Here is a 22,039-nt window from a genome sequence, read left to right on the forward strand (position 1 = left end):
TAAGTTTTCAAATCAAAATCTACACGAACTACGGATGTGTGCTATGAATGATAAAGGTTGAAAGGATTGCATGCCGTAAACCAGGATTAGGTTTCTTTTTCCAAAACCGTCAACGCCATCCTAATAGTCCAGTAATCCATGCTTTCTTCAAAATGTTCATAATAAGCTTTGAGGGTTTCAGGATCTCCAAGTGCTGATTTTGCTTTCTTAACTACTTCCAAATCTGATGTTGATATAAATTGCATCAAATCAATATGCTCGCCATCGGCATATAATTTTGCGATGTGAGAATAGATTGTGGTAGCTGCAAGTTTTCGTTCCTTTGAGATCTCTTCCACGCTTAAACCATTATTATAGAGCTCCAGCGTAATTTTATGGGTATTTGCCTTGATGGATTTTTTCTTAACCCTTTTTTCCTTGCTGAAAGCAATGATCTCCTTGATAAACTGATATCCATAGTCCTGCATTTTTTTCCTTCCCACTCCGTTTATCGCGATAAAAGCATCATCGGTCATTGGGCGTTCCCTTTCCATTTCCTTCAGCGTTGCATCATTGAAGATTAAATACGCGGGAATCCCTTCATCCCTGGACAGTTTAAGCCGAAGCTGGCGCAACTTTTCAAAAAGGGAGTTATCTTTAAATTTAACAGTTTTTTCTTCCTCTTGTTCCCGGAGCTCCTTTTCGTCAAGAATTTTGGCGAGCTGTACTTTTCCAGCTTCAAAAAGGACCTCTTTTGCCAGCAAAGTGAGCTGTAAATGATTGTTTTTATGAAAAGCGATCTCGATATATCCCAGGTTGATAAACTGGATGATGTATTGCTGCCAATCCCGCCAGGATATTTCCCTGCCAATTCCGTATGTTTTTAGCTGATTATAATTCTTTTCCAGGACAGCTTCATTCTGTGCTCCGCGTAAAACATCTATAAGCAGGGTAATGGGTTCTTTTCCTTTTAAGCGGTAAATACAGGAAAGGGCTTTTTGTGCGAGAATAGTTCCATCAAAGAAAGTGGGCGGATTTCTGCAAATATCACAATTACCGCAATCTTCAATTTTTAATTCCCCAAAATAATTAAGAAGGATCTTTCTACGGCAAGTGAGGGCTTCAGAATATTGTTTCATCCTATCCAGTTTTGCCAGCTGAACGGCTTCATTCCCAGAGTTGGTAGCAAATTTTTGCAGCTGTACCACATCCGCATAACTGTGAAACAACATGGTGTCCGATGGCAATCCATCTCGTCCTGCACGGCCAATTTCCTGGTAATATCCTTCCAGATTTTTTGGCATATTGTAATGGATCACCCAGCGGATGTTGGATTTGTCAATCCCCATTCCAAATGCGATGGTAGCACAAATAATCTGTTTTGTATCATTGATAAAATCATCCTGAATTTTGGTGCGTTCCAAATGGCTTAATCCTGCGTGGTAAGCTTCTGCCTGTAACCCATTCGCCTTCAATTTAGCGGCGATATCTTCGGTGTTTTTCCTGCTTAAACAATAGATGATCCCGCTTTCATTCTTCCGGGCCTTTATAAAATCAACTATTTGGTCAAAACGCTTTGTTCCCGGCCGTACTTCCAGGCTTAGGTTCTTCCTGTCGAAAGAAGCCACGTGTTTTTTAGCCCCGGGAATATTTAACTGATTGCAAATATCTTTTCTGGTAGCTTTATCCGCCGTGGCGGTAAGTGCAATGAGTGGAGTAGAGGGAAAGCGGTTTTTTAAATATCCCAACTGTGTGTAGGCCGGTCTAAAATCATGGCCCCAGCTGGAAATACAATGGGCCTCATCTATAGCGATCAAACTTACTTTTCCATCGCTTAAAAACCGGTCGATGACTTGTAGACTTTCCGGAGCGACATATAAAAGTTTTAATTTATTCTCATCGATTTGCTGAAAAATGGCTTGTTGGTCTTCAAAAGCCTGACTACTGTTTAGAAAAGCAGCCGAAATTCCATTAGCGGTCAATCCGTCTACCTGATCTTTCATTAGTGCGATCAAAGGCGAGATCACCAGGGTGATTTTTGGAAGCAGGATTGCCGGAAGCTGGAAACAAATGGATTTACCTCCGCCGGTTGGCATGATCACTAAATTATCGTCCCCGGCAAATACCGAATCAATGATTTTACGTTGTAGCGGCCTGAAGCTTTCAAATCCAAAATATTCTTTTAAGGTGCTTAAAAGTTGCATTTCTTCCATCCTGCAAAGTTATGCTTTCACACTTAAAACTTGAAGCCTGGATCCGGAAACTTAATTTTTTTAGTTTATTTTATTTGAGATTTTTATAATCACCGGTCTCGTATATTCGTCAGTTGTGGTCATTGACAAACGGATTAGTCCGCTTAGATTTTAAATTATTGATTTCTAAAATTAATATTTTATCTAAAATAGCCACAATTGCGAATATGCGTTGTAAGCCACTGGCAATATTATATCGTAGCTAAATATTCTTTTGCTGTCAATACCGGTAATTTTGAATTTTTGAAATCCTTTTTATTTCGTGTAATTATAATATCAATTTCATTCTCAATCGCAGAATAGTATTGTAATCCAACTTCAAAATCGGGAAAACTTTCATCACTCAATGATAATTCTGTAATCTTATCCTCTAAACTCAATAACTCAACAAGAACCTTAAATTTTCTCAAAATTTCTCTCGCTTCTTTAGCTGATTTTAATTTTTTGAGTATATAATTGGTATTTGCAAATGTTAAGGATGAAATTGCCAGTTTTAGTTCTTTTTTATCGGCTAGAGAAAATAAATTAGCAGCATCATTATAAAAATCCTTTCTTTTTGAAAGTAGGTCTATTACGATGTTTGTATCAATCAATATTCTTTTCATTTATATTTTTCAATTAAATATTGAGTGTAGTCATCTTTCACATCAAAATCATCATCAATTGAAATAACTCCACTAAGACTTTCAACCAGCGGTGTTATTTGATTTTCTTTTTTCTGTTCTTTTTTAGTCAGAGAACCTAAATAGGATTCGATTAATTTTGATAAACTAATATTATTAGATTTTGCATAATGTTTTGCAGTTTCTATAATATTGTCATTTAAACTTAATGTCAATTTTTTATCCATCACTTTTATTTTACGTACAAATATACTAATTAACTACGTGAAACAAATGAATTTTTCTAAACTTTGCTTGTGGCAAACTGAGCGATGGTGGGCTCCCTATGTTTGATCTCTGTCCGGAGGCTTTCTATTGTTTTTTTCTACCTGCAAGCGAAAATTAGAAAAATGAAACATGCATTAGAAGGGTTTTATCACCTAATTGGATGAGATATGTCGGTTGGCACCAATCTTTACAATAAGCCGAACTTAAAAATGAAATGTAATAAGTAAATTTGAGAAAAAGGGAAAAATGATGGTTGAAAGAAAAAATAATGAAATTCTAGTGCGATTTTCAGCGGGCACAAAGGCTTATAAAATTCGGTCAATTTTAGATTACTTAAGATATGAGGAACTTACATCAAAATCTCAAGCAACGGAAAAAGCTATAGATATCTTAACAAAAGAATCAAAAACTGTACGTTGGGAAAAAATCAAAAAAGAAATCGGATTAGATGACTAAACTAATCGTTGACTCAAACATAATTTTTAGTGCTATTCTTAATGTAAACAGTCGAATAGGATAGATTTTAATGACAGGAGAAGACATAGATCCTTCTTATTAAATTCGGAAAAAAGCAATGCAATTCCTCTAAAGTTCGTATCTTAATAAAGATTCTAATCCAATAGAAATTAATAAGTTACATTTCAGCTCCTGGTTAATTGACAGATCAAAACTAAATCCAACAAAATAAAGCAATGAAACAAGCATTAAAAAAATTTTCTTTCACCGGTGGATGATGTTATGGACATTACATATCTCGGCTAAAACAATAAAATAAACAAATGAAATACCATATAAAACCTGCTTTAAAAAAACAAAGATTCGGAATGGGTGTTAAGCTGTTAGCTCCTTTTATCGTTCTTTTTATCCTGGCTTGTGGAGGTACAAAAAAATCAGGTTCAGAAGAAGCTACAAAAGATTTTCAAAAACTTTCGGAACTGGTTAACAACCGTGAATTTGAAATTGAGAATGAATGGCTCACTCCCCTTGGTGGACCTGCGATCAATTTGATAGGAAATCCCAATTATATCCGGTTTGAAGGAGATAGTGTGGATGTGTTTTTACCTTATTATGGAGTGAGGCATTCCGGTGGGGGATATGGAACTAATGGAGGTATAAAATATAAAGGACCTGCTAAAAATCTTAATATCAGTAAGGATCCCGCTAAAAACAGTATTCTCCTGAATTTTGAAGGCAATGATGGCAATGAAAACCTTGAATTTTTTATCACGTTGTTCCAGGGAGGAAGTGCAACGACCTCTGTAAGCAGTTCACAGCGGGAGTCGATCTCATATCGTGGAGATGTAAAGGCTTTGCCGGAGGAAAATTAATAAATAAAATTGATTTGTTTGTTTGTTTTATAAATCAAAGTTCTAAGTTCAATTTTAAATGGAGCGTTATGATAAGATTTATTAGCATCGTTTTGCTGCTTTTTACTTTTTCCCTTATGTTTTCTCAGAAAACACAAAAAATTAAAGGGGATAGAGAAGTACTCTCGGTTACACAAAGCCTGAATCAAAATTTTAAGGCACTTGAAATAACCGATAATATTTCGGTGAGAATAACTCCCGGAAAGGTCAACAGCTATTCCTTAACGGCAGACCAAAACCTGCACGATCTTGTAGCGTTTGTAATTGATAATAATGTTTTGAGAATTTCAACTTCCGCTGAAATTACCAGAAATAAGAAGCTGGAAGTAAATTTAACGGTAAAAGACCTGGAAAGAATCACTCTTAAAGATGATGCAAGTCTAAAAACAGCAAAGAAGCTTCGATTTGATAAAATTATTATCGACGCTGATAATTCTTCAAAATTTGATCTGGACCTGGATGTAAAGGAAATCCAGATACGAATGCATGAAAAGGCATCGGGAAAAATCGGTTTAAAAGCAAAAGACCTGCAGATTGAAATGAATGATAAGACCAGGTTAAATGGCAAGCTAAATGTAAATTCAACGATGGCTACCATAAATGATAGATCAAGTCTTAACCTCAATGGTAATTCCGGTAATAGTTCTTTTAAGTTGAAGAGTTCTGCAGATGTTGATGCCAAAAACCTAAAATCTACCACCGCTGAAATTGAATCTTCAAATTCAGCAAAGATTACTTTAAAAGTTTCCAGAAAACTCGAAATAAATGCGGCAGACAAAAGCAGGGTGTATATTTATGGAAATCCAGATATCCAGTTAAAAGGTTTCACCAATAAAGCTCAGGTTATAAAAAAGTAGAAGTGACCATTCTAAGGAAATATGAAATACCGCTATTTGATATATTCTATTTTACATAATATAAATTATAGGACAAATGTTATTATAAGTAAAATAGTGAATAGAACTTTTTCTGTTCTATTTTACGACCTACAAATTGTTAAACATTCGTAAGCCATAATTCAAAAACAATGGGAAGTATCTCAGAAGCTGTATTTCTTCTGGATTAGAGATTTTAGTTTAAGAAGGAAATCATTTTTATCTATACTTTGCAGTTATTAAAAATTGCTTCGTTAATTTAAAAAGTTATTGTTTTATTGTAAACTTGTTATAAAATATAATTATTTAATTTAAACAATTTTTTTTGGATTTACTATCAGTATTAACTTGGTTTTCAAGTTTGGCATTTATTTATTTCGGAATTAACTGTTTTTACTCTGAATTCATTATTTCAGAGTTTAAGCGATATAAGTTACCAAACTATAGAAAACTAACAGGGTTTCTTCAATTAATAGGTGCCATAGGTTTATTAATTGGTCTTTACTTTAATCCAATATTACTACTATTAGCTTCGGTAGGTTTATGCATATTAATGCTTATTGGTTTTATAGTTAGGCTAAAAATTAAAGATAATTTTATTAAATCTTCTCCTGCATTAACTTTTGCGGCTATAAATTTATTTATAGCATTTAAAACCTATTATAAATACTTTTAAATAGATTCAAAGGCAATAATTAAATTCATAACAATAAATAAAAATGCTGGAAATGACTTATACAATTCGTCTTTTACTTTAATATGCATAATTATTGACCCTAATAACAGACCGGTTAACCCCAAACTTCCAATTAAAGTTAAAGCCTCAAATTGTATTGAAGCTAATAATATTAAAGCCAGACCTACTTTTAAAAAGCCTATGACGTAACAAAATGACTTCGATAAACCATATACTTTAAATTCTTCAACAATAGTTTTAGCGTTACCACCTCTCCATTTTGTAGGTTTTTTTGGCTGAATTAACCATACATTTAAAATACTTAAACCCACAATTACTTTTAATACAATGATTATATAGTCGATTACATCCATTAATTTCTATTTTAGTTATGTTCAATTTTAACTAATTTATAAAAATAATCTAACTAAAACCTATTATAAAAGGTATTTTCAGCATTGTTTATTCTAAATATATTTTAATTTTCTATGAGTGTTTATATATATATGATTATATTATTCTATTCTTAGAATGGAGTATAAATATCTGTCAAATAACGTTTAATCACATTTCATACACAATACCCCTTCGCTCCTATCCTACGGCACGCTCAGTACCGTTTCGGACAAAGCGTAATTACTCAACCCTCACCTACTTCATAAATAGAAGTTCGTGAACCCTAATGGTTTCAATACATTTTCAAAGAAGCATTGGAGAAGAAAAAAAAGAAAAAATGAGGTAAGAACTTCGCTTCTACCCAAGCAAAGTTACATAACGCAAAATACCATTGGACAAATTCATTATTTAAGAATACACTACAACCAAAAGTATTGAGATAAAAAAACCCTTAAATCAATCGATTTTTACCGAATCATATACCTTTACCTTATTCCACAAATGGGAAGATTCTTCAATAAAAACCTTATGCGCGGGTTCTTCCTGATATTTATCCTGAATTTCTTTGGAGGGAAAAGTCAGGATTAGTGTATAGGTATATTCATTGTCCACAACATCCCTGGGAGTTTTCGCCGGGATTCCAATGAAATTGGTTTTAGCATATTCACTTTTAGCCAGGAATTTTTTAAGGGATGTTTCAAATGCATTCCTGTCCTTAGGGTTATCAGGATTGTTCAAATAAAAATAAACCACGTGTGTGAAATTCTTATCAAATTCTACAACTTGTTCCTGCGCCCTAAGATTAGAAGTACCAATTAAAATTGTAAAAATTACCAGGAGTTTTAAAAACTTGATCATAGCTATAAATTTAAGAATTCAAAGTACGATAAAAATTCAGCTTTGAAGATGTCGGGGACAAATTCGAATTTGAATAATTTAATACGATTGTTCATTAGTTTTTTTTTAATATATATCACTAAATTGCCACTTATACAGAGCAGGTCACACAAATTCAAGGCTTCGGCTCTTAATCTAACTTTATGTTGAAATAATGATGAAATACCTATATATTTTTCTCCTCCTGCTTTTTACAGTAAGCCTTCAATCCTGCAAAGAAAACAATGAAAGCGATAATGCCCGGGAACGCATCGGGAACGGCATTGAGATTAATCCCAAAGAATTAAAGTTCAATAAACAAACAGGTTCCATTGCGAATTATACTCAATCTGTTGAAATTTCTCTTGTTGTAACGAATAATACCCCGGAGCCGTTTATCTTCAATTTTGCAAACATAACCGGCAGATCTAAAGCTTCTTTTAATCCGGGTTTAAAGCGCCCCGGCAGCATTGTAGAGCTGGGTCTTGTTGAAAGACCAAACATGAAAAAGATTTTAGAGCCAACAGACTCTACCACGCTGGGTTTGCGGATACGAACAGACCTTCAGGCAAATAATTTAGAAGAAATGCTTGAGGAATTCAGTTCTAAATTTTCAGGCAAATATGAGCTTTACCTTATCAATCTTGGGGTGAATAAAACCTTTAGAACTGAGCTCGATTTTGCCAGGATTCAAAAAAGTTTCTATTTAGATTCTGAAAAAGTGGCTCCACAGGATTCTCTTCAAATGCAGAAAACAGCTTTTAAAGTGCAATAGTCATATTTTTTTTAAAAACCAATACCGGTTGAATATCAAGAACCTCGGTGAAAGAGCTATGTCCCGGTTGCTATCGGGAGGAAAATTCTTTTGAAAATAGGAGGCATCCTGATAGCTATCGTGACTGGGAACCTGCCCAACGGTCAGGCGGGTTAAACCCTCATGAGTAATTTAAAAAGCAGGCTCCCTCCTACCATAACCCAATTAATTCTCTAGAAACTTCGCAACCAGCATTGTTAAATGCGGTAGGGAATTGTTGATGTATTTTAGGTTTCAATAAATCAATTGCTATTTTAAGAATGGATGATTTAATCAATTAGCTCGCGGAAAGCCCGCCCGAACGGGACGGGGAATTAAACCCACCGGTGGGATTTAAGTATTCTGAAGATAATAATGAGGGTTTCTACATATTTTAGTACTCAATTAACAATATTTTACAAAAACCTTTATTATAAATAGGATTCGTTAAGCCTAATTTTGATGTATTCATTTTAAATCTAACCAAAAAATTGAATTATGGCAGAAATTAAAATAAAAAAGAAAAGTCCGATATGGCCCTGGATCCTTTTATTAATCCTAATAATAGCCGGGGTATTATATTATTTATATTATATGGGTGATGATACCTACGACACAGATGATGCGACCTTAGAACAATTGGAAGATGAATCTTACGATTCCTCTTCGGAAAACAGTAATTGGGATGACAATGCAGAAGATACCATTATGGTAAATTCCGTAGAAAATTAATAATCAAATATTCCGGAACTAAATCCTGAGCTTTTAACAGGACTTATCATGGGGTATGGGATAATAGCAAGCTCTATAGGGACTAGCGAAATAAAAGAATGAAAGCGTTTATCACTAGAAAATGAGTGTATAAAATTAGAAGAACGAAAAAATTAAATCATTATGAAAGACGATAAAAAACATTTGTATTACCTCGAAGAATTATCAGATTATAAGGTCGACAGCCATTATACAAATGTTAGCGGATGGCCGGTAAGAGACAATGATAACAGGGTAATAGGTAAGGTTTCGAACCTATTGGTAAACCTCAATTTGGAAAAAGTGGTATACCTGGATGTAGAAGTAGATAATACCATAATAGATGCAAACCATGATCCTTATGCAAGCCCGGCAAATAAGGGAGTGCGGGAGTTTGTCAACAAAAAGGGAGAAAATCATATTATTATTCCAATAGGGATGGTAACTATAGACGACAAACAGAAGTTTGTGTTTACAGATAGCATAGACTATCAAACCTTTGCAGGGACCAAACGTATGACCTCCGGTGCCAATATAGACCGGGATTACGAAATGATGGTTTTAAATTCATATAACCGCGATCGCAGGACAAGGTATGACGAGGATTTTGAAGGAAATCGTGAACATAAAAAAGATTCTGCTTATGCCGCCGATCGCAGAAAAGAGGGAGATGCAGGTTACGACAAGGCAAATGACAATATTGAAAATATCAGAGAAGAATTGACAGCAGAAAGAAAGCAACTAGAAGAGGAAAGAAGCAAACTTGAGGCAGAAAGAAATGCTTTAAGGGAAGAAAGAAAAAAACTTGAAACCGAAAGAAAAAGACATATTCAGGATGAAACAGCTCCCGAAAATATAGAAACGGAATATGAGGAACCCGGTGAATTTCGAAATAAGGAAAACCAGTATCCCGATGACGATTCGTTTTATAAGAGAAGGGAATTTGATAGATCCAACGACTTAGATTAAATCCTTCTGTTTTTAGGGGTTTTCTATTTTATTTTATTTTGGGTTCGTAAGCTACTTAAATGATTTTAGGTGATTTACGAACTCTTTTAAAATATCTACCAACTTATTGGCCGGTAATCCTTCAGGAATTTACCACACCAGTGTTTTCCGGTATTGATCCCATCGAATAAAGGATCCATAACCCGTGCGGCACCATCTACTATATCTAAAGGAGGCTGAAAATCGTCTCTTTCCTGTTTTAATTTAGCCAAAGCCGCTGGATCTTCATCGGTAACCCAACCGGTATCTACCGCATTCATAAAGATCCCCTCCTTAGCCAAAGTTCCTGCAGAAGTATGTGTGAGCATGTTCAAAGCTGCTTTTGCCATATTGGTGTGCGGGTGCCTGTCTTCCTTGAAAACAGGGTGAAACTTCCCTTCCATCGCCGATACGTTGATGATATGTTTTTGTCCTGTAGGTTCCTTTTTCATGATTTCTGAAAGCCGGTTGCACAATACAAAGGGCGCTACTGCATTTACCAGTTGCACTTCCAGCATTTCTGTAGTTTCAATTTCCCCGAGTCTCAGACGCCAGGAATTGGTTTTCCTAAGGTCCACTTGCTGAAGATCGGCGTCCAACTCCCCTACCGGAAATACTTCTTTTGCCACCAGCGTATTGTCAAAGCTATAAGGAATCTGGGATAATTTTGCCGAAGCCCGTAACCCTATTCCCGGTTCGGGTCCGTGCCAGGTAACCGGCATATTTTGGTTAGGCGATGTTCCGGTAGATAAGACCTTTAGCTCCTGTAAACAGTTCCTATGATCTTCTAAAAGATCTCGGGCGTATTCCGGCAAAGAAGCCATTGGGCGTTCTTCACTTCCCATTAAATGCTGATAGAATCCCGAAGGGCGCCTTACTGTTTGCGCTGCATTATTGATAAGGATATCTAATCGCTCATATTTTTGCTCTATAAAATTACAGAAGATTTCTACACTTGGAATATGCCGGAGATCGAGTCCATGGATCTTTAATCGGTGTCCCCAGTCGCAAAAATCTTCCTCCCTGGAAAACCTCAAAGCCGAATCTACGGGAAAACGGGTAGTTGCGATCACGGTGGCTCCCCCACGTAAAAGCATCAAACTTATATGATATCCAATTTTTAAACGGGAGCCGGTAATAACGGCCACCTGCCCTTTTACATTCGCGGTCTGGAAACGCTTGGCATAATTATAATCCCCACATTCAGTACACATGGTATCGTAAAAGTGATGCATTAAAGTAAATTCTGTTTTGCAGACATAACATTTACGGGGTATTTTTAGCTCCTGTTGTACTTTATTGGCAAGTGCTTCCAAATGAAGCATTTTAGGAGCGACAAAAATGCTGGTTTCTCTGGCATTTCGGATCCCGGTTTCCTTTCGTGCTGTTTTATCCCTGGCTTCCAGTTTACGCTTTGCAGCCTTCCTGCCATCTTTTATTCGTCTGGAAAATTCGTCGCGGTTGGGTCTGGAAAACATTCCGGAAACTTTTAAAAGTTCTGTTCTTTGTTCCCTGGGAATATCGAAGATCTGATCTGTATCTTCAACCAATCGAGCCAATACAGCTATGCAGCTTTCAATTTCTTCGGAAGTGATCGCTGTTTTAATCTCTGTTTCATTCTTTTCCATAAACTACATCCTATCGGGTAATTAGCAGAAACCCATTACTTAATTTTTGAAGCACAAATGTAGTTTTAAAAACAGTATTGTAGGATAAAACTGAAGTCATAAAAATGACTTGTTTAAATGGATGGTAACTTAGGATTGAAGAGGAATCAAGAACCTCGGGGCAAGCCCGCCAGAACGGTACGGGCAGGCGCATAAGGTATGAATTGGAAAATATTTTTAAAAACTCGATGCAAACCCCGGGGAATTAAACCCTCAATGAGGGATTAAATACAACGGCCGAAAGCAATTATTTTTAGCAAGGCTAGGCTGCTCTAATAGAAGTAATGAAAGGGCTCACAACAAAATATAAAAAACCCCGACAAAAGCCGGGGTTGGTATTCTTCTACAGTGTCTTTGCGTTCTTCACCTTTTCATCGGTGAGAGCAAGCTTTATTACCTCATCCATATCATTTACGTAATGGAACGTAAGTCCCGATAGATATTCTGCTTTTATTTCTTTAATATCACGTTCGTTCTCTACACAAAGAATGATCTCTGTAATTCTGGCGCGTTTAGCTGCCAGGATCTTCTCTTTGATACCTCCTACCGGTAGCACTTTTCCGCGTAATGTAATCTCCCCGGTCATAGCCAGATTTTTCTTCACTTTTCTCTGTGTAAATAAAGAGATAAGCGAGGTTAACATGGTAACCCCTGCGCTTGGACCGTCTTTTGGTGTTGCTCCTTCCGGTACGTGAATGTGAACATTGTAATTTCCAAATATATCTGGATTAATCCCAAAGGATTCTGCATTGGATTTTATGTATTCCAGGGCTATGGTAGCCGATTCTTTCATCACCTTACCTAAATTCCCGGTAATATTAAGGGTGCCTTTTCCTTTGGATAAAATAGATTCAATAAAAAGGATATCACCTCCTACCTGTGTCCAGGCAAGTCCTGTAACCACTCCCGCAACATCGTTGCTTTCATATTTATCGCGTTCCAATCTTGGACTCTTCAAAACATCAACCACATCCTGATTGCTTATCTTGATATGGTATGCTTCATCCATAGCAATGTTTTTGGCAGCATAGCGTACCATTTTTGCTATTTGTTTTTCAAGGATTCGAACTCCGGACTCTCTGGTATATCCTTCAATGATCTTTTCCAACTGAGCTTTTCCTATTTTCAAATGTTCTTTAGTTAAGCCGTGTTCTTTTAACTGCTTAGGCAACAAATGCTGTTTTGCAATTTCTATTTTTTCTTCGGTGGTATATCCGGTAACATTGATTATTTCCATTCGGTCCCTTAATGCAGGCTGAATAGAATTCAATGTATTTGCCGTAGCTATGAACATCACCTTGGAAAGATCAAATCCCATTTCAAGGAAATTATCGTGAAATTCACTGTTTTGTTCAGGATCCAGAACTTCCAGCAATGCTGAAGACGGATCTCCCTGATTTCCGCTGGCCAGTTTATCTATCTCATCCAGCACAAAAACAGGATTGCTTGTTCCTGCCTTTTTTAAACTTTGAATGATCCTTCCCGGCATGGCTCCTATGTAGGTTTTTCGATGTCCGCGTATTTCAGCTTCATCCCGTAATCCACCTAAAGAAATTCGAACGTATTCGCGGCCCAATGCTTCAGCCACAGACTTACCCAAAGATGTTTTTCCAACCCCGGGAGGTCCGTAAAGGCATAAAATTGGAGATTTCATATCATTCCGAAGTTTTAAAACCGCGAGATATTCAATAATTCGCTCTTTTACATCTTCCAGCCCGTAATGATCCCGGTCTAAAATACGTTGCGCCCTTTTTAGATCAAATTTATCTTTGCTGAATTCATCCCAGGGAAGATCCAGAAATAAGTCCAGATAATTTCTTTGAATAGAATATTCTGCAACCTGCGGATTCATGCGCTGCATCTTGGAAAGTTCCTTGTTAAAATGCTTCTTTACGGTCTCATTCCATTTCTTTTTCTTACCGCGAGCCTTCATTTCCTCCATTTCATCTTCCTGAGAAACCCCTCCAAGTTCTTCCTGTATGGTTTTCATTTGCTGATGTAGAAAATATTCGCGTTGCTGCTGGCTCATATCGCTTTGCACCTTGCTCTGGATATCATTTTTCAATTCCAGTTTCTGGAACTCCACATTCATATATTTCAATGTAGCAAGCGCCCGGTCTTTTAGATCGTTGGTTTCCAGCAATTCTTGTTTTTCCGCAACGCTAAGATTCATGTTGGAAGAAACAAAATTGATCAAAAAGGAAGGACTTTCAATATTTTTTATAGCGAAAGAAGCTTCCGAAGGAATGTTTGGACTTCCTTTTATAATTTGTAAGGCAAGATCTTTTATTGAATCAATAATCGCATCAAATTCAGGATTTTTTGCTTCCGGTCTTAACTCTGAAACTTCTTTAATCGATGCTGTTAAATAGGGTTTTTCAGAGATCACTTCATTAATCTCAAAACGTTTTTTACCCTGGATGATCACGGTGGTATTCCCGTCAGGCATTTTTAGAACCCTCAAAATCCGGGCTACAACACCGGTTTGATGAATATCCTTAGGTTCCGGATTTTCCACTTCCTCATCCTTTTGAGCCACTACTCCAATAACTTTGCTGCCATTATTGGCATCATTGATAAGTTTAATAGAGGTATCCCTCCCCGCTGTAATAGGAATTACAACACCAGGGAATAATACGGTGTTTCTTAGTGGTAAAATTGGTAAAACTTCAGGAAGTTCCTCCTTATTTATTTCTTCTTCATCTTCGGGAGTCATGAGGGGAATTAACTCTGCATCTTCATCGATTCCCTGAAATGACAAACTGTCCATATTCATTAATTTTGATTTAGCCATATATTATTTTAAGTCAAACTGTCACAACAGTTATTTATTATTATCTTTCTAAAACCTTGAGTTTCTTCAGCATTTCCTAAAGGTAGTGCATTAAAGGCTCTATTACCAGTACTCAATTCAATTCCTGTGCCAGCAGGGCTAACAAAAATATTTTTTACTGAAACTGTAACAAATTAAAATCACACATATCTTTATAATAGAGCAAAGGTTTATTTTTTGACAACAACCATCAATTATTCAGACGATTTAGTAGCACGTTGCCGCCAAGGTGAGCAGCGGGCACAGCTGGAAATTTATAACAAGTATTATAAAGCAATGTACAACACAGCACTAAGAATTGTGAATGATGCTCCCGAAGCTGAAGATGTGATGCAGGAAGCTTTTATAAAAGCATTCTCAAAACTTCACACCTTTGAAGAGAAATCCACTTTTGGTGCCTGGTTAAAAAAAATCGTTGTGAATTTAAGTATTAATTCGTTTAATAAAAAATCAAAGTATACAGAGGTTTCTTATCAGGATCAATTCAAGAATGAACTACAGGAAGAGGATGGAATAGATCTGGAGGAAAACACAAAGAATGCCCAGGTGCAACAAATCCTCCTTGCGATGAAGGAACTAAAAGAAAATTACAGGATCATGTTAAGCTTGCATCTCATTGAAGGATATGATTATGATGAGATTTGTGAAGTACTTGATATAACTCCTGCAAATTGCAGGACCACCATATCAAGAGCTAAAGAAAGCTTGCGAACAAAATTACTACACTATGGAAATTAAAGATATAGAAAACCTTTTCAGAAATCAGGATCTTGATATCGCAGAACCTGCACTCGGACATCAGGAACGGTTTTTAGAAAAACTTAGAGAGCAAAGTCCTCATTCAAATAATGGGAAATTAAGAGCGCTTTGGACTCCTATTTTAGCCGTAGCAGCAGGATTGCTATTGATTATAATGCTTGCGGGGAATTTGACCGGTTTTGGAATCACAAATAATCCCGGGGACCTGGCAAATGTATCTCCGGAAATGAAAGAAACCCAGCTGTTTTATGCCAGCCTCATCAAAACAGAGCTTGCCAGGCTAAACGATTTGAAATCGCCCGAAACTGAAGCTATTGTTAAGGATGCTCTGGCCCAAATGGAAAAGCTGGACCTGGATTATGAAAAATTAAAGAAAGATCTGGTTAAAAGCGGCCAGGATAAACGGGTAATCTTTGCGATGGTTTCCAACCTCCAGCAGCGTATCGATATTTTGAACAACGTATTATCAAAAATAGAAGAAATAAATCAACTTAAAAACCCTAAAAATGAAAACAACTATATATAAACTGGTATTTTTAATTGTATTAAGCCCTACAATCGCTTTTTGCAACAATCCCGGGCATAACAGTGACATTGAAGGAAGACATACAAAAGAGAAAAAGATCTCCAAAAAATTCAGTGTCGCTGCAGATGCCATTTTAAAAATTAACAACAGCTACGGGAATATTGATATTTCCACCTGGGATCAAAATACGGTAAGCATTGAGGTTTTTATTAAGACCAACGGAAACGATGAAGAAAAGGTACAGCAAAAACTGGATGACATCAGGATTGAATTCAATCAAACTTCTGCAGGGGTGAGTGCCATAACACATTTTTCAAAAGAGAGCAACTCCTTTTGGAATATGTTGTTCGGCAATAACTCTAATGTCAATATGGAAATTAATTACATCATAAAAGCGCCGGTTACAAATAATGTCGACCTTAACAATGAATACGGGAATATTTTCATCGATAAACTGAAAGGTAATTCTAAGATAAGCTGCGATTATGGAAGGATAGCTATTGGAGAATTACTTGGAACAAGCAATAACATCAATTTTGACTATTCCAGAAACAGTCATTTTGATTATATAAACAAAGCCATCATAAATGCAGATTATTCTAACTTTACAATAGGTGAAGCTAAAACCCTGAATATCAATGCCGATTATACAAAGTCGCATATCAAGAAAGTAGAATTGATCCAATTCTCCGCAGATTATGGCAGTATGAATGTGGAAAAGCTGAAAAGAATTGTTGGTACCGGGGATTATATAAGCGTAAAACTAGGACAAGTGTTCCAGTCGGCAGAATTAGATCTGGATTATGGAAATCTGGAAATAGACAAAGTGATTAAAGGAGCCGGAGCTATCAAAATCACGACAGATTATGCCGGAGTTAAGATAGGGTATGCCGAAGATCATCCGTTTCAGTTTACTGTAAATACCTCATACGGAAGTGTGAATGGAATGGAAAATTTTGAGGTAGATAAACAAAACCAAACTTCAACGAATAAAAGTTACGCTGGATATCACCTAAACAATTCAACAAGCAGTACTATAACGGTAAAATCCAATTACGCCGGGATAACATTTAAACAAAAATAATAATCATCAATAAATTAAAACATCATGAAAAGAACAATCTTAATACTCGCAGCATTATTATTAACTATAAGCACAGCAAACGCCCAATGGTGGAAAAATGAAAGAATAAAAGGCAATGGAGAAATGGTTACGCAAAACCGAAAGGTTTCCAATTACGATAAAGTAACATTGGTAGGTTCTATGGACGTGGAACTCATATCGGGAAAAGAAGGTGCATTAAAAATAGAAGCAGAAAGCAATTTGCAGGAATATATCACCACCGAAGTTAGCAACGGAGTTCTTAAAATCTCTGTAGAAAAAGGTGTTTCCCTATCCCCTTCCGGAAATCGTGGGATCAAAGTAATTGTTCCATTTGAAGAAATAGAAGGAGTTTCAATAACAGGTTCCGGCGATATAATAAATTTAGATCAAATCAAAGATCGCAGTTTTGAAACCCGGCTAACCGGCTCTGGAAATTTAAAACTGAATTTAAACGTTAGAGATTTAAACAGCGCTATAACCGGTTCAGGAAATACTCAATTAAAAGGAACTGCTGAAAATTTTTCCTGTACAGTTACAGGATCCGGAGATTTTGAGGCCTTTGATCTCAGGACTACAAACGCGGAAGTAAGCATTTCAGGATCTGGAGATGTGGATGTAACAGTAACTGAATCGCTAAAAGCACGCGTTTCCGGTTCAGGAGATATACAATATAATGGAAATCCAAAAAAGCAAGATTTTAAAACTTCAGGTTCGGGATCCATCTCCTCAAATTAGATGCAGAAAAATTTTCGGTTGTTTTGGACGGTTTTAGTGATTGTAAAATAGTTAGATACATCAGGGAATTAGTTCCAATCTTGGGAATAAAAAAACTTCGGTAAATCCTTAACAAGGAATTACCGAAGTTTTTTATTATTCAGCTTTTTAAAAGCTATTGTTTGATTACATAGGTTTTTTTCTCAGGACCAATCCCTTTCAGTGTTAAGGATTTCCATTCCTTAGGCAAGACCTCATTATTCTGTTCAATGCCGTTTTCGGTAATGTGCAATCCTCCAAAACCAAAAAGCACTACCTGAAGCATTCCACCTGCCCCGGTTGCGAAATAGGGATTATCACTGTTTGCTGCCTCGGCCAGGGCCCCAAACGGAGGCCTTTTATTAGGCTCATAACTTTCCTTGAACAATCTGTAAGCTTCGGAATGATCTCCTAAACGCGCATAGATCACTGCAAATACCGATTTCCCCATGGCAGGACCTACCGGAGATAATTTTGGTTCATAATATTTAAGATCTTTTAAAACCGTTTCCTTATCTGATACAACATCTAAAGGATAGGTAAGCAAATTCACATCTGCCTGTTTTATAATTTCACCATTATACGTCCGGTTTTCCTTTGTGGTTCCATCGGGAAATTTGTGAATAACTATATTATCTGCAACTTCAACCCATTGGGGATCTACTTCTGCCCCAACTTCTTTAGCTCCCAAAACCGCATATCTTAAAGCGGTAATAGCCGATCCGTTTGTAAATGCATTATCATCTACATTGGCTAAAAATTCATTGGCGCCCACAACATTTTTGATGGAATAACTACCATCGGGGTTTCGTGTACTGCGACTCACCCAAAAATCGGCAATCTCCTTTATAACAGGAAATCCCTTTTCTTTTAGCCATTCCTTATTTTTAGTAACTCTGTAATAATCCCAGAAGGCGATAGCAACATCGGCGGTAATATGATGTTCAAAAGTCCCTGTTAAGGCCCAGGCCGGAGTAGCCTCTTCCCCTGTGTCATCACTTTCCCAGGGAAACATAGCCCCTTTATAACCAAAATTGATCGCTTTTTGTTTCGCCTTTTCCAGTCTATCTGACCTATAATTTACAAGAGATCTTGCAATATCCTGGTTTAGCAATAAAAGGGGAGGAAACATCCACAATTCGGTATCCCAAAAAATATGACCATTGTAATTTTGTGAAGATAACCCCATAGGAGCAATACTTAAGTCCGAATCCCCCCTTGAAAATGCATATAAATGGTAAAGTGCAAGGCGAACGTCCAATTGAGATTGTAGATCGCCTTCAATAATAATATCTCCTTCCCAAAGTTCTTCCCATAATTTTCTATGTTCATCCAAAAGGTCTTTTCGTGGTGTTAATAAATTGAAGATCACAAAACGCTCCGATTCGGATTGAGGATCTACAAAATCCTGAGTGGTTGCCTGCGCAGCTGTCCACGCAAATTCACTCGTTTGGCCTTTTTCTATTTTTTTCTGAAAAGATAACCGGGTATCATATTCTGAAACACTGCTATGGGTTAGTTCCGGACGCTGATTCTCCCTTGTAGAATTAATGTCATGCCATATAAAAGTTGCTGAAGTTGCAACGGTATGTTTCCCGAAGCGACTTTTTGCAACAGTTTGAAGTATAGGCATGGTAGTTTCCAGATCCTCCAGTATCCTGAAGGTGCTTATTGGATCCAGATATTCTTCCGGTGTCTGGATTTTGCCGGTTACCTTAATAGTAATATCGGTTTTAGCCTGCACCTTAAAATCTATGTATCCGGTATATTGAACATTCCGAAGTGCATAAATGGTATATGAAATTTGCGCTTTATCCTTAAAATCAAAGGATGTTGTAAAAGCTGCTTCTTTCATGTTCAAGGTTTGCATCCAGTTGGAAACATTATTTTCGGTAATCTTCTCCCCGTCAATTTCCATTTCCAGGTTCCCAAAGTTCATTCCTACTAAGATTTTACTCACTCCAAGCGGGGATTCCTTGTCATACACATTATTTAAAATAATAGAACGCACCTCAAAAGGTTTGTCTTCCGGCAAGATCCCAATTCGGCCGTTTGCCGCAACAATTCCGGTGTAGGCGTCCACTTTTCCGCTGGAAATGGACCAAGGGTTCTTTGGCGACTGACTCCAAAGCGTTGTGGAAAAAAAGATGAGGATCAAAAAGTATTTATTTTTCATATTTAGATATTTATTGTTTTTAATTGGCATATGCAATTCGCATATCTTCATCGGTGTTTGTATCGTATTCGCGTTATGCTCATTTCATAGTACGTTAATTTTGGTATTTTCAATGTTTAAGGTATTTCTTGTTTTGAGGATAATTGCATTTGCAAAACACCCAATTTAATTTTTAGCTGAATTTAAGGGAATTCTTGATAATAAGACCACCCCTGCAATAAAAAATAGCACTAAAAATATAATAGCATTTCGAACGCTTCCCGTTAATTGTGCCACAATTCCATATAAAACCATCCCTATTACAATCCCTATTTTTTCAGAAACATCGTAAAAGCTAAAATAACTGGTCGTATCCGGGGTGCCCTCGGGTAGCATTTTAGAATATGTAGAACGGGATAAAGCCTGGGTTCCCCCCATTATAAGTCCCACTCCGGCAGCGGCAAAATAAAACTGAAAAGGAGTTGTTATAAAATAAGCATAAACACATATTGCGATCCAGAATAAATTCAAAATAATCAAGGTCCTGATATTGCCAATTTTTAAAGCGGTTTTAGATGTTAAGGTAGCGCCCGCGACGGCGACCAATTGGATAAGCAATATACTTACGATCAATCCGGTGGTTGCATCCTGCTCTCCCCAATCCAATTCTTCAATCCCAAAATAAGTGGCGACCAGCATTATGGTTTGAACAGCCATACTGTAGGTGAAGAAAGCAACCAAATAGCGCTTTAGAATCAATTGATGGGTAAGAGAATTATAGATAAGTTTAAGCTCCTTAAAGCCATTAAACAGTACATTTTTGGCCATTTTCTGTTGTTTATTTCCCTTTGGCAAATAATAGTAGGTGTACTGGCTAAATCCTATCCACCAAACCCCTGTTAAAACAAAGGAAAGCCTGGTAGGAAAGCCTTCATCCTCAAAACCAAACCAGTCGTATTTAAGGATCATTATCAAGCAAAGTATAAGTAAAATAACACTCCCAATATACCCCAGGGAAAAACCTTTAGCACTTATATTATCCTGTTGATTGGGATAGGCGATATCCGGTAAATACGAGTTATAAAAAACCAAACTTGACCAAAAGCCAATCAAAGCCAGGAAATAACACAACAAACCAAACCAAAGATATTCGAGATTGAACCAGAATAATCCAATGCAGGAAACAGCTCCCAGGTAACAGAAAAATTTTAAAAATAATTTCTTGTTTCCTACATAATCTGCTATCCCTGAAAGCAATGGACTAATTAAGGAAACCACCAAAAAAGCCAATGCGGTAACATAACTTATCAAAGAATCATTGTTTATAGAATAACCCAGAAAATCAATGGTATCTTTAATAATCGCTCCATCCTCATCCTTTAAAATGGTAATAGCTCCATAAAAAATTGGAAATATGGCAGAGGCAATAACCAAACTGTAAACCGAATTTGCCCAGTCATAAAAGGCCCAGGCATTCAATAACTTTTTACTTCCTTTGGGGAGATTTTTCATTTCTTAAAAATAGAAAAAGCTGCCCATTATGAGCAGCTTTTATAAAATATATTTTTTAAATACTATTTAAAGGAAGTTACTCCGTATTTTTTCGCTTCGGCTTTTGCTTCCGGAGCCCATTTGGTAATATTGGCGATCCTGGTGGAAGAAGCAGGGTGTGTACTTAAAAATTCTGGTGGTGCCTGCCCACTACTTTGGGCGGCCATTCTTCTCCATAAATCGGCAGCTTCTGCAGGATCATATCCGGCAATTGCCATTAAAGTAAGACCAATTCTATCGGCTTCAGTCTCGTGACTTCTGCTAAATGGAAGCATTACCCCAACCTGAGATCCCAAGCCATATGCCTGAGCAAAAATTTGCTGGGTTTGTTCGCTTTTTCCGCTTAATGCTACACTTCCGGCAACACCAACCAACTGCTGTAATTGTCCAGCACTCATACGTTGTGCTCCGTGATCTGCAAGTGCGTGGGCTACCTCGTGAGCCATAATTGCCGCAACCCCGGTTTCATCTTTTGCGACAGGTAAAATACCGGTATAAAATACAATCTTTCCACCTGGCATCGCCCAGGCATTAACAGCTTCATCCTGAACAAGGTTAAATTCCCATGCATAGCCATTTAAATAACCTTGAAATCCGTTTGCGTTTAAATACCTTTCAGATGCTGTTACGATCTTTTGCCCTACATTCTTTAACATTTGAGCCTCTGATGTACCGGTTACAACCTTGTTTTCGCTTAAGAATTGGTCATACTGCTGAAAAGCCATAGGGAATAGTTGTTCATTCGAAACAAAATTCAAATTCTTTTCTCCGGTAAAGGGATTGGTTTTGCAACCAGCCATTACAAGCACGGCAAACATTCCTATAAATAAATTTCTAATTCTCATAATT

21 protein-coding genes are annotated in these 22,039 nt (G+C 36.8%); 11 read left to right on the forward strand and 10 right to left on the reverse strand.

Annotated elements, in window-relative coordinates; genetic code table 11:
• Positions 1–86 precede the first annotated feature (86 nt).
• The 3 genes from recQ to GILLI_RS02325 form a co-directional block, all read right to left on the reverse strand.
• Positions 87–2,192 carry a DNA helicase RecQ gene (gene recQ, locus GILLI_RS02315; RefSeq protein ID WP_006987514.1) on the reverse strand — a complete coding sequence of 702 codons (2,106 nt, stop codon included), beginning with the start codon at positions 2,190–2,192 and terminating at the stop codon, positions 87–89.
• Positions 2,193–2,422: 230 nt separating this feature from the next.
• On the reverse strand, positions 2,423–2,836 hold the full coding sequence (locus GILLI_RS02320) for a type II toxin-antitoxin system VapC family toxin (protein ID WP_006987515.1): 414 nt from the start codon (positions 2,834–2,836) through the stop codon (positions 2,423–2,425).
• Entirely contained in the window at positions 2,833–3,081 is a 249-nt protein-coding gene (locus GILLI_RS02325) for a DUF6364 family protein (protein WP_006987516.1), read from the reverse strand. The genes GILLI_RS02320 and GILLI_RS02325 overlap by 4 nt, the downstream gene beginning before the upstream one ends.
• A 286-nt stretch (positions 3,082–3,367) precedes the next feature.
• Between GILLI_RS02325 and GILLI_RS02330 the strand changes: the two genes are divergently transcribed.
• From GILLI_RS02330 to GILLI_RS02345, 4 genes are all read left to right on the forward strand, one after another.
• Positions 3,368–3,577, forward strand: coding sequence for a hypothetical protein (locus GILLI_RS02330; protein ID WP_006987517.1), 210 nt, complete (start codon positions 3,368–3,370; stop codon positions 3,575–3,577).
• Positions 3,578–3,900: 323 nt separating this feature from the next.
• Positions 3,901–4,449 carry a DUF4251 domain-containing protein gene (locus GILLI_RS02335; RefSeq protein ID WP_006987518.1) on the forward strand — a complete coding sequence of 183 codons (549 nt, stop codon included), beginning with the start codon at positions 3,901–3,903 and terminating at the stop codon, positions 4,447–4,449.
• Positions 4,450–4,517: 68 nt separating this feature from the next.
• Positions 4,518–5,345, forward strand: coding sequence for a GIN domain-containing protein (locus tag GILLI_RS02340; protein ID WP_006987519.1), 828 nt, complete (start codon positions 4,518–4,520; stop codon positions 5,343–5,345).
• A gap of 343 nt (positions 5,346–5,688) precedes the next feature.
• Positions 5,689–6,039, forward strand: coding sequence for a DoxX family protein (locus tag GILLI_RS02345; RefSeq protein ID WP_006987520.1), 351 nt, complete (start codon positions 5,689–5,691; stop codon positions 6,037–6,039).
• Here the strand turns inward: GILLI_RS02345 and GILLI_RS02350 are convergent.
• Both GILLI_RS02350 and GILLI_RS02355 read right to left on the reverse strand, forming a co-directional pair.
• On the reverse strand, positions 6,036–6,413 hold the full coding sequence (locus tag GILLI_RS02350; protein WP_006987521.1) for a DoxX family protein: 378 nt from the start codon (positions 6,411–6,413) through the stop codon (positions 6,036–6,038). The two genes, GILLI_RS02345 and GILLI_RS02350, sit on opposite strands and share 4 nt — an antisense overlap.
• Before the next feature lie 478 nt (positions 6,414–6,891).
• The gene (locus GILLI_RS02355) at positions 6,892–7,293 is read right to left on the reverse strand and encodes a Dabb family protein (RefSeq protein ID WP_006987522.1); all 402 of its coding nucleotides are present in this window, start codon (positions 7,291–7,293) and stop codon (positions 6,892–6,894) included.
• Between the two features lie 193 nt (positions 7,294–7,486).
• Here GILLI_RS02355 and GILLI_RS02360 point away from each other — a divergent pair, with 193 nt between their 5' ends.
• The 3 genes from GILLI_RS02360 (at position 7,487) to GILLI_RS17570 (ending at position 9,823) form a co-directional block, all read left to right on the forward strand.
• Positions 7,487–8,086: a hypothetical protein gene (locus GILLI_RS02360; RefSeq protein ID WP_006987523.1), complete on the forward strand. Its 600-nt coding sequence runs from the start codon at positions 7,487–7,489 to the stop codon at positions 8,084–8,086.
• Positions 8,087–8,602: 516 nt separating this feature from the next.
• Positions 8,603–8,836, forward strand: a complete 234-nt coding sequence (locus GILLI_RS02365; protein WP_006987524.1) for a hypothetical protein — start codon at positions 8,603–8,605, stop codon at positions 8,834–8,836.
• A gap of 162 nt (positions 8,837–8,998) precedes the next feature.
• Positions 8,999–9,823: a PRC-barrel domain-containing protein gene (locus GILLI_RS17570; RefSeq protein WP_006987525.1), complete on the forward strand. Its 825-nt coding sequence runs from the start codon at positions 8,999–9,001 to the stop codon at positions 9,821–9,823.
• A gap of 95 nt (positions 9,824–9,918) precedes the next feature.
• Here GILLI_RS17570 and GILLI_RS02375 read toward each other — a convergent pair whose 3' ends face one another.
• Together GILLI_RS02375 and lon are read right to left on the reverse strand one after the other, a co-directional pair.
• On the reverse strand, positions 9,919–11,469 hold the full coding sequence (locus GILLI_RS02375; protein WP_006987526.1) for an SDR family NAD(P)-dependent oxidoreductase: 1,551 nt from the start codon (positions 11,467–11,469) through the stop codon (positions 9,919–9,921).
• Positions 11,470–11,851: 382 nt separating this feature from the next.
• Positions 11,852–14,302: an endopeptidase La gene (gene lon, locus GILLI_RS02380; protein ID WP_006987527.1), complete on the reverse strand. Its 2,451-nt coding sequence runs from the start codon at positions 14,300–14,302 to the stop codon at positions 11,852–11,854.
• Positions 14,303–14,518: 216 nt separating this feature from the next.
• On the opposite strand from lon, the gene GILLI_RS02385 reads away from it, so the two are divergent.
• The 4 genes from GILLI_RS02385 to GILLI_RS02400 are packed head-to-tail and all read left to right on the forward strand — an operon-like array spanning position 14,519 to position 17,466.
• On the forward strand, positions 14,519–15,079 hold the full coding sequence (locus GILLI_RS02385) for an RNA polymerase sigma factor (protein ID WP_006987528.1): 561 nt from the start codon (positions 14,519–14,521) through the stop codon (positions 15,077–15,079).
• Positions 15,069–15,626 (forward strand): hypothetical protein, encoded by a 558-nt coding sequence (locus tag GILLI_RS02390; RefSeq protein WP_006987529.1) that lies wholly within the window; start codon positions 15,069–15,071, stop codon positions 15,624–15,626. Before GILLI_RS02385 ends, GILLI_RS02390 begins: the two co-directional genes overlap by 11 nt.
• On the forward strand, positions 15,607–16,710 hold the full coding sequence (locus tag GILLI_RS02395) for a hypothetical protein (protein ID WP_006987530.1): 1,104 nt from the start codon (positions 15,607–15,609) through the stop codon (positions 16,708–16,710). Before GILLI_RS02390 ends, GILLI_RS02395 begins: the two co-directional genes overlap by 20 nt.
• A gap of 24 nt (positions 16,711–16,734) precedes the next feature.
• On the forward strand, positions 16,735–17,466 hold the full coding sequence (locus tag GILLI_RS02400; protein ID WP_006987531.1) for a head GIN domain-containing protein: 732 nt from the start codon (positions 16,735–16,737) through the stop codon (positions 17,464–17,466).
• Between the two features lie 154 nt (positions 17,467–17,620).
• Here GILLI_RS02400 and GILLI_RS02405 read toward each other — a convergent pair whose 3' ends face one another.
• The 3 genes from GILLI_RS02405 to GILLI_RS02415 all read right to left on the reverse strand — a co-directional run bounded on the left by GILLI_RS02405 (position 17,621) and on the right by GILLI_RS02415 (position 22,035).
• Positions 17,621–19,660, reverse strand: coding sequence for a kojibiose hydrolase (locus GILLI_RS02405; RefSeq protein WP_006987532.1), 2,040 nt, complete (start codon positions 19,658–19,660; stop codon positions 17,621–17,623).
• Positions 19,661–19,825: 165 nt separating this feature from the next.
• On the reverse strand, positions 19,826–21,151 hold the full coding sequence (locus GILLI_RS02410) for an MFS transporter (RefSeq protein WP_006987533.1): 1,326 nt from the start codon (positions 21,149–21,151) through the stop codon (positions 19,826–19,828).
• Positions 21,152–21,213: 62 nt separating this feature from the next.
• Positions 21,214–22,035 (reverse strand): M48 family metallopeptidase, encoded by an 822-nt coding sequence (locus GILLI_RS02415; protein ID WP_006987534.1) that lies wholly within the window; start codon positions 22,033–22,035, stop codon positions 21,214–21,216.
• Between the last annotated feature and the right edge of the window lie 4 nt (positions 22,036–22,039).

Origin of the sequence: Gillisia limnaea DSM 15749 (assembly GCF_000243235.1) — a bacterium.
Classification (GTDB): domain Bacteria; phylum Bacteroidota; class Bacteroidia; order Flavobacteriales; family Flavobacteriaceae; genus Gillisia; species Gillisia limnaea.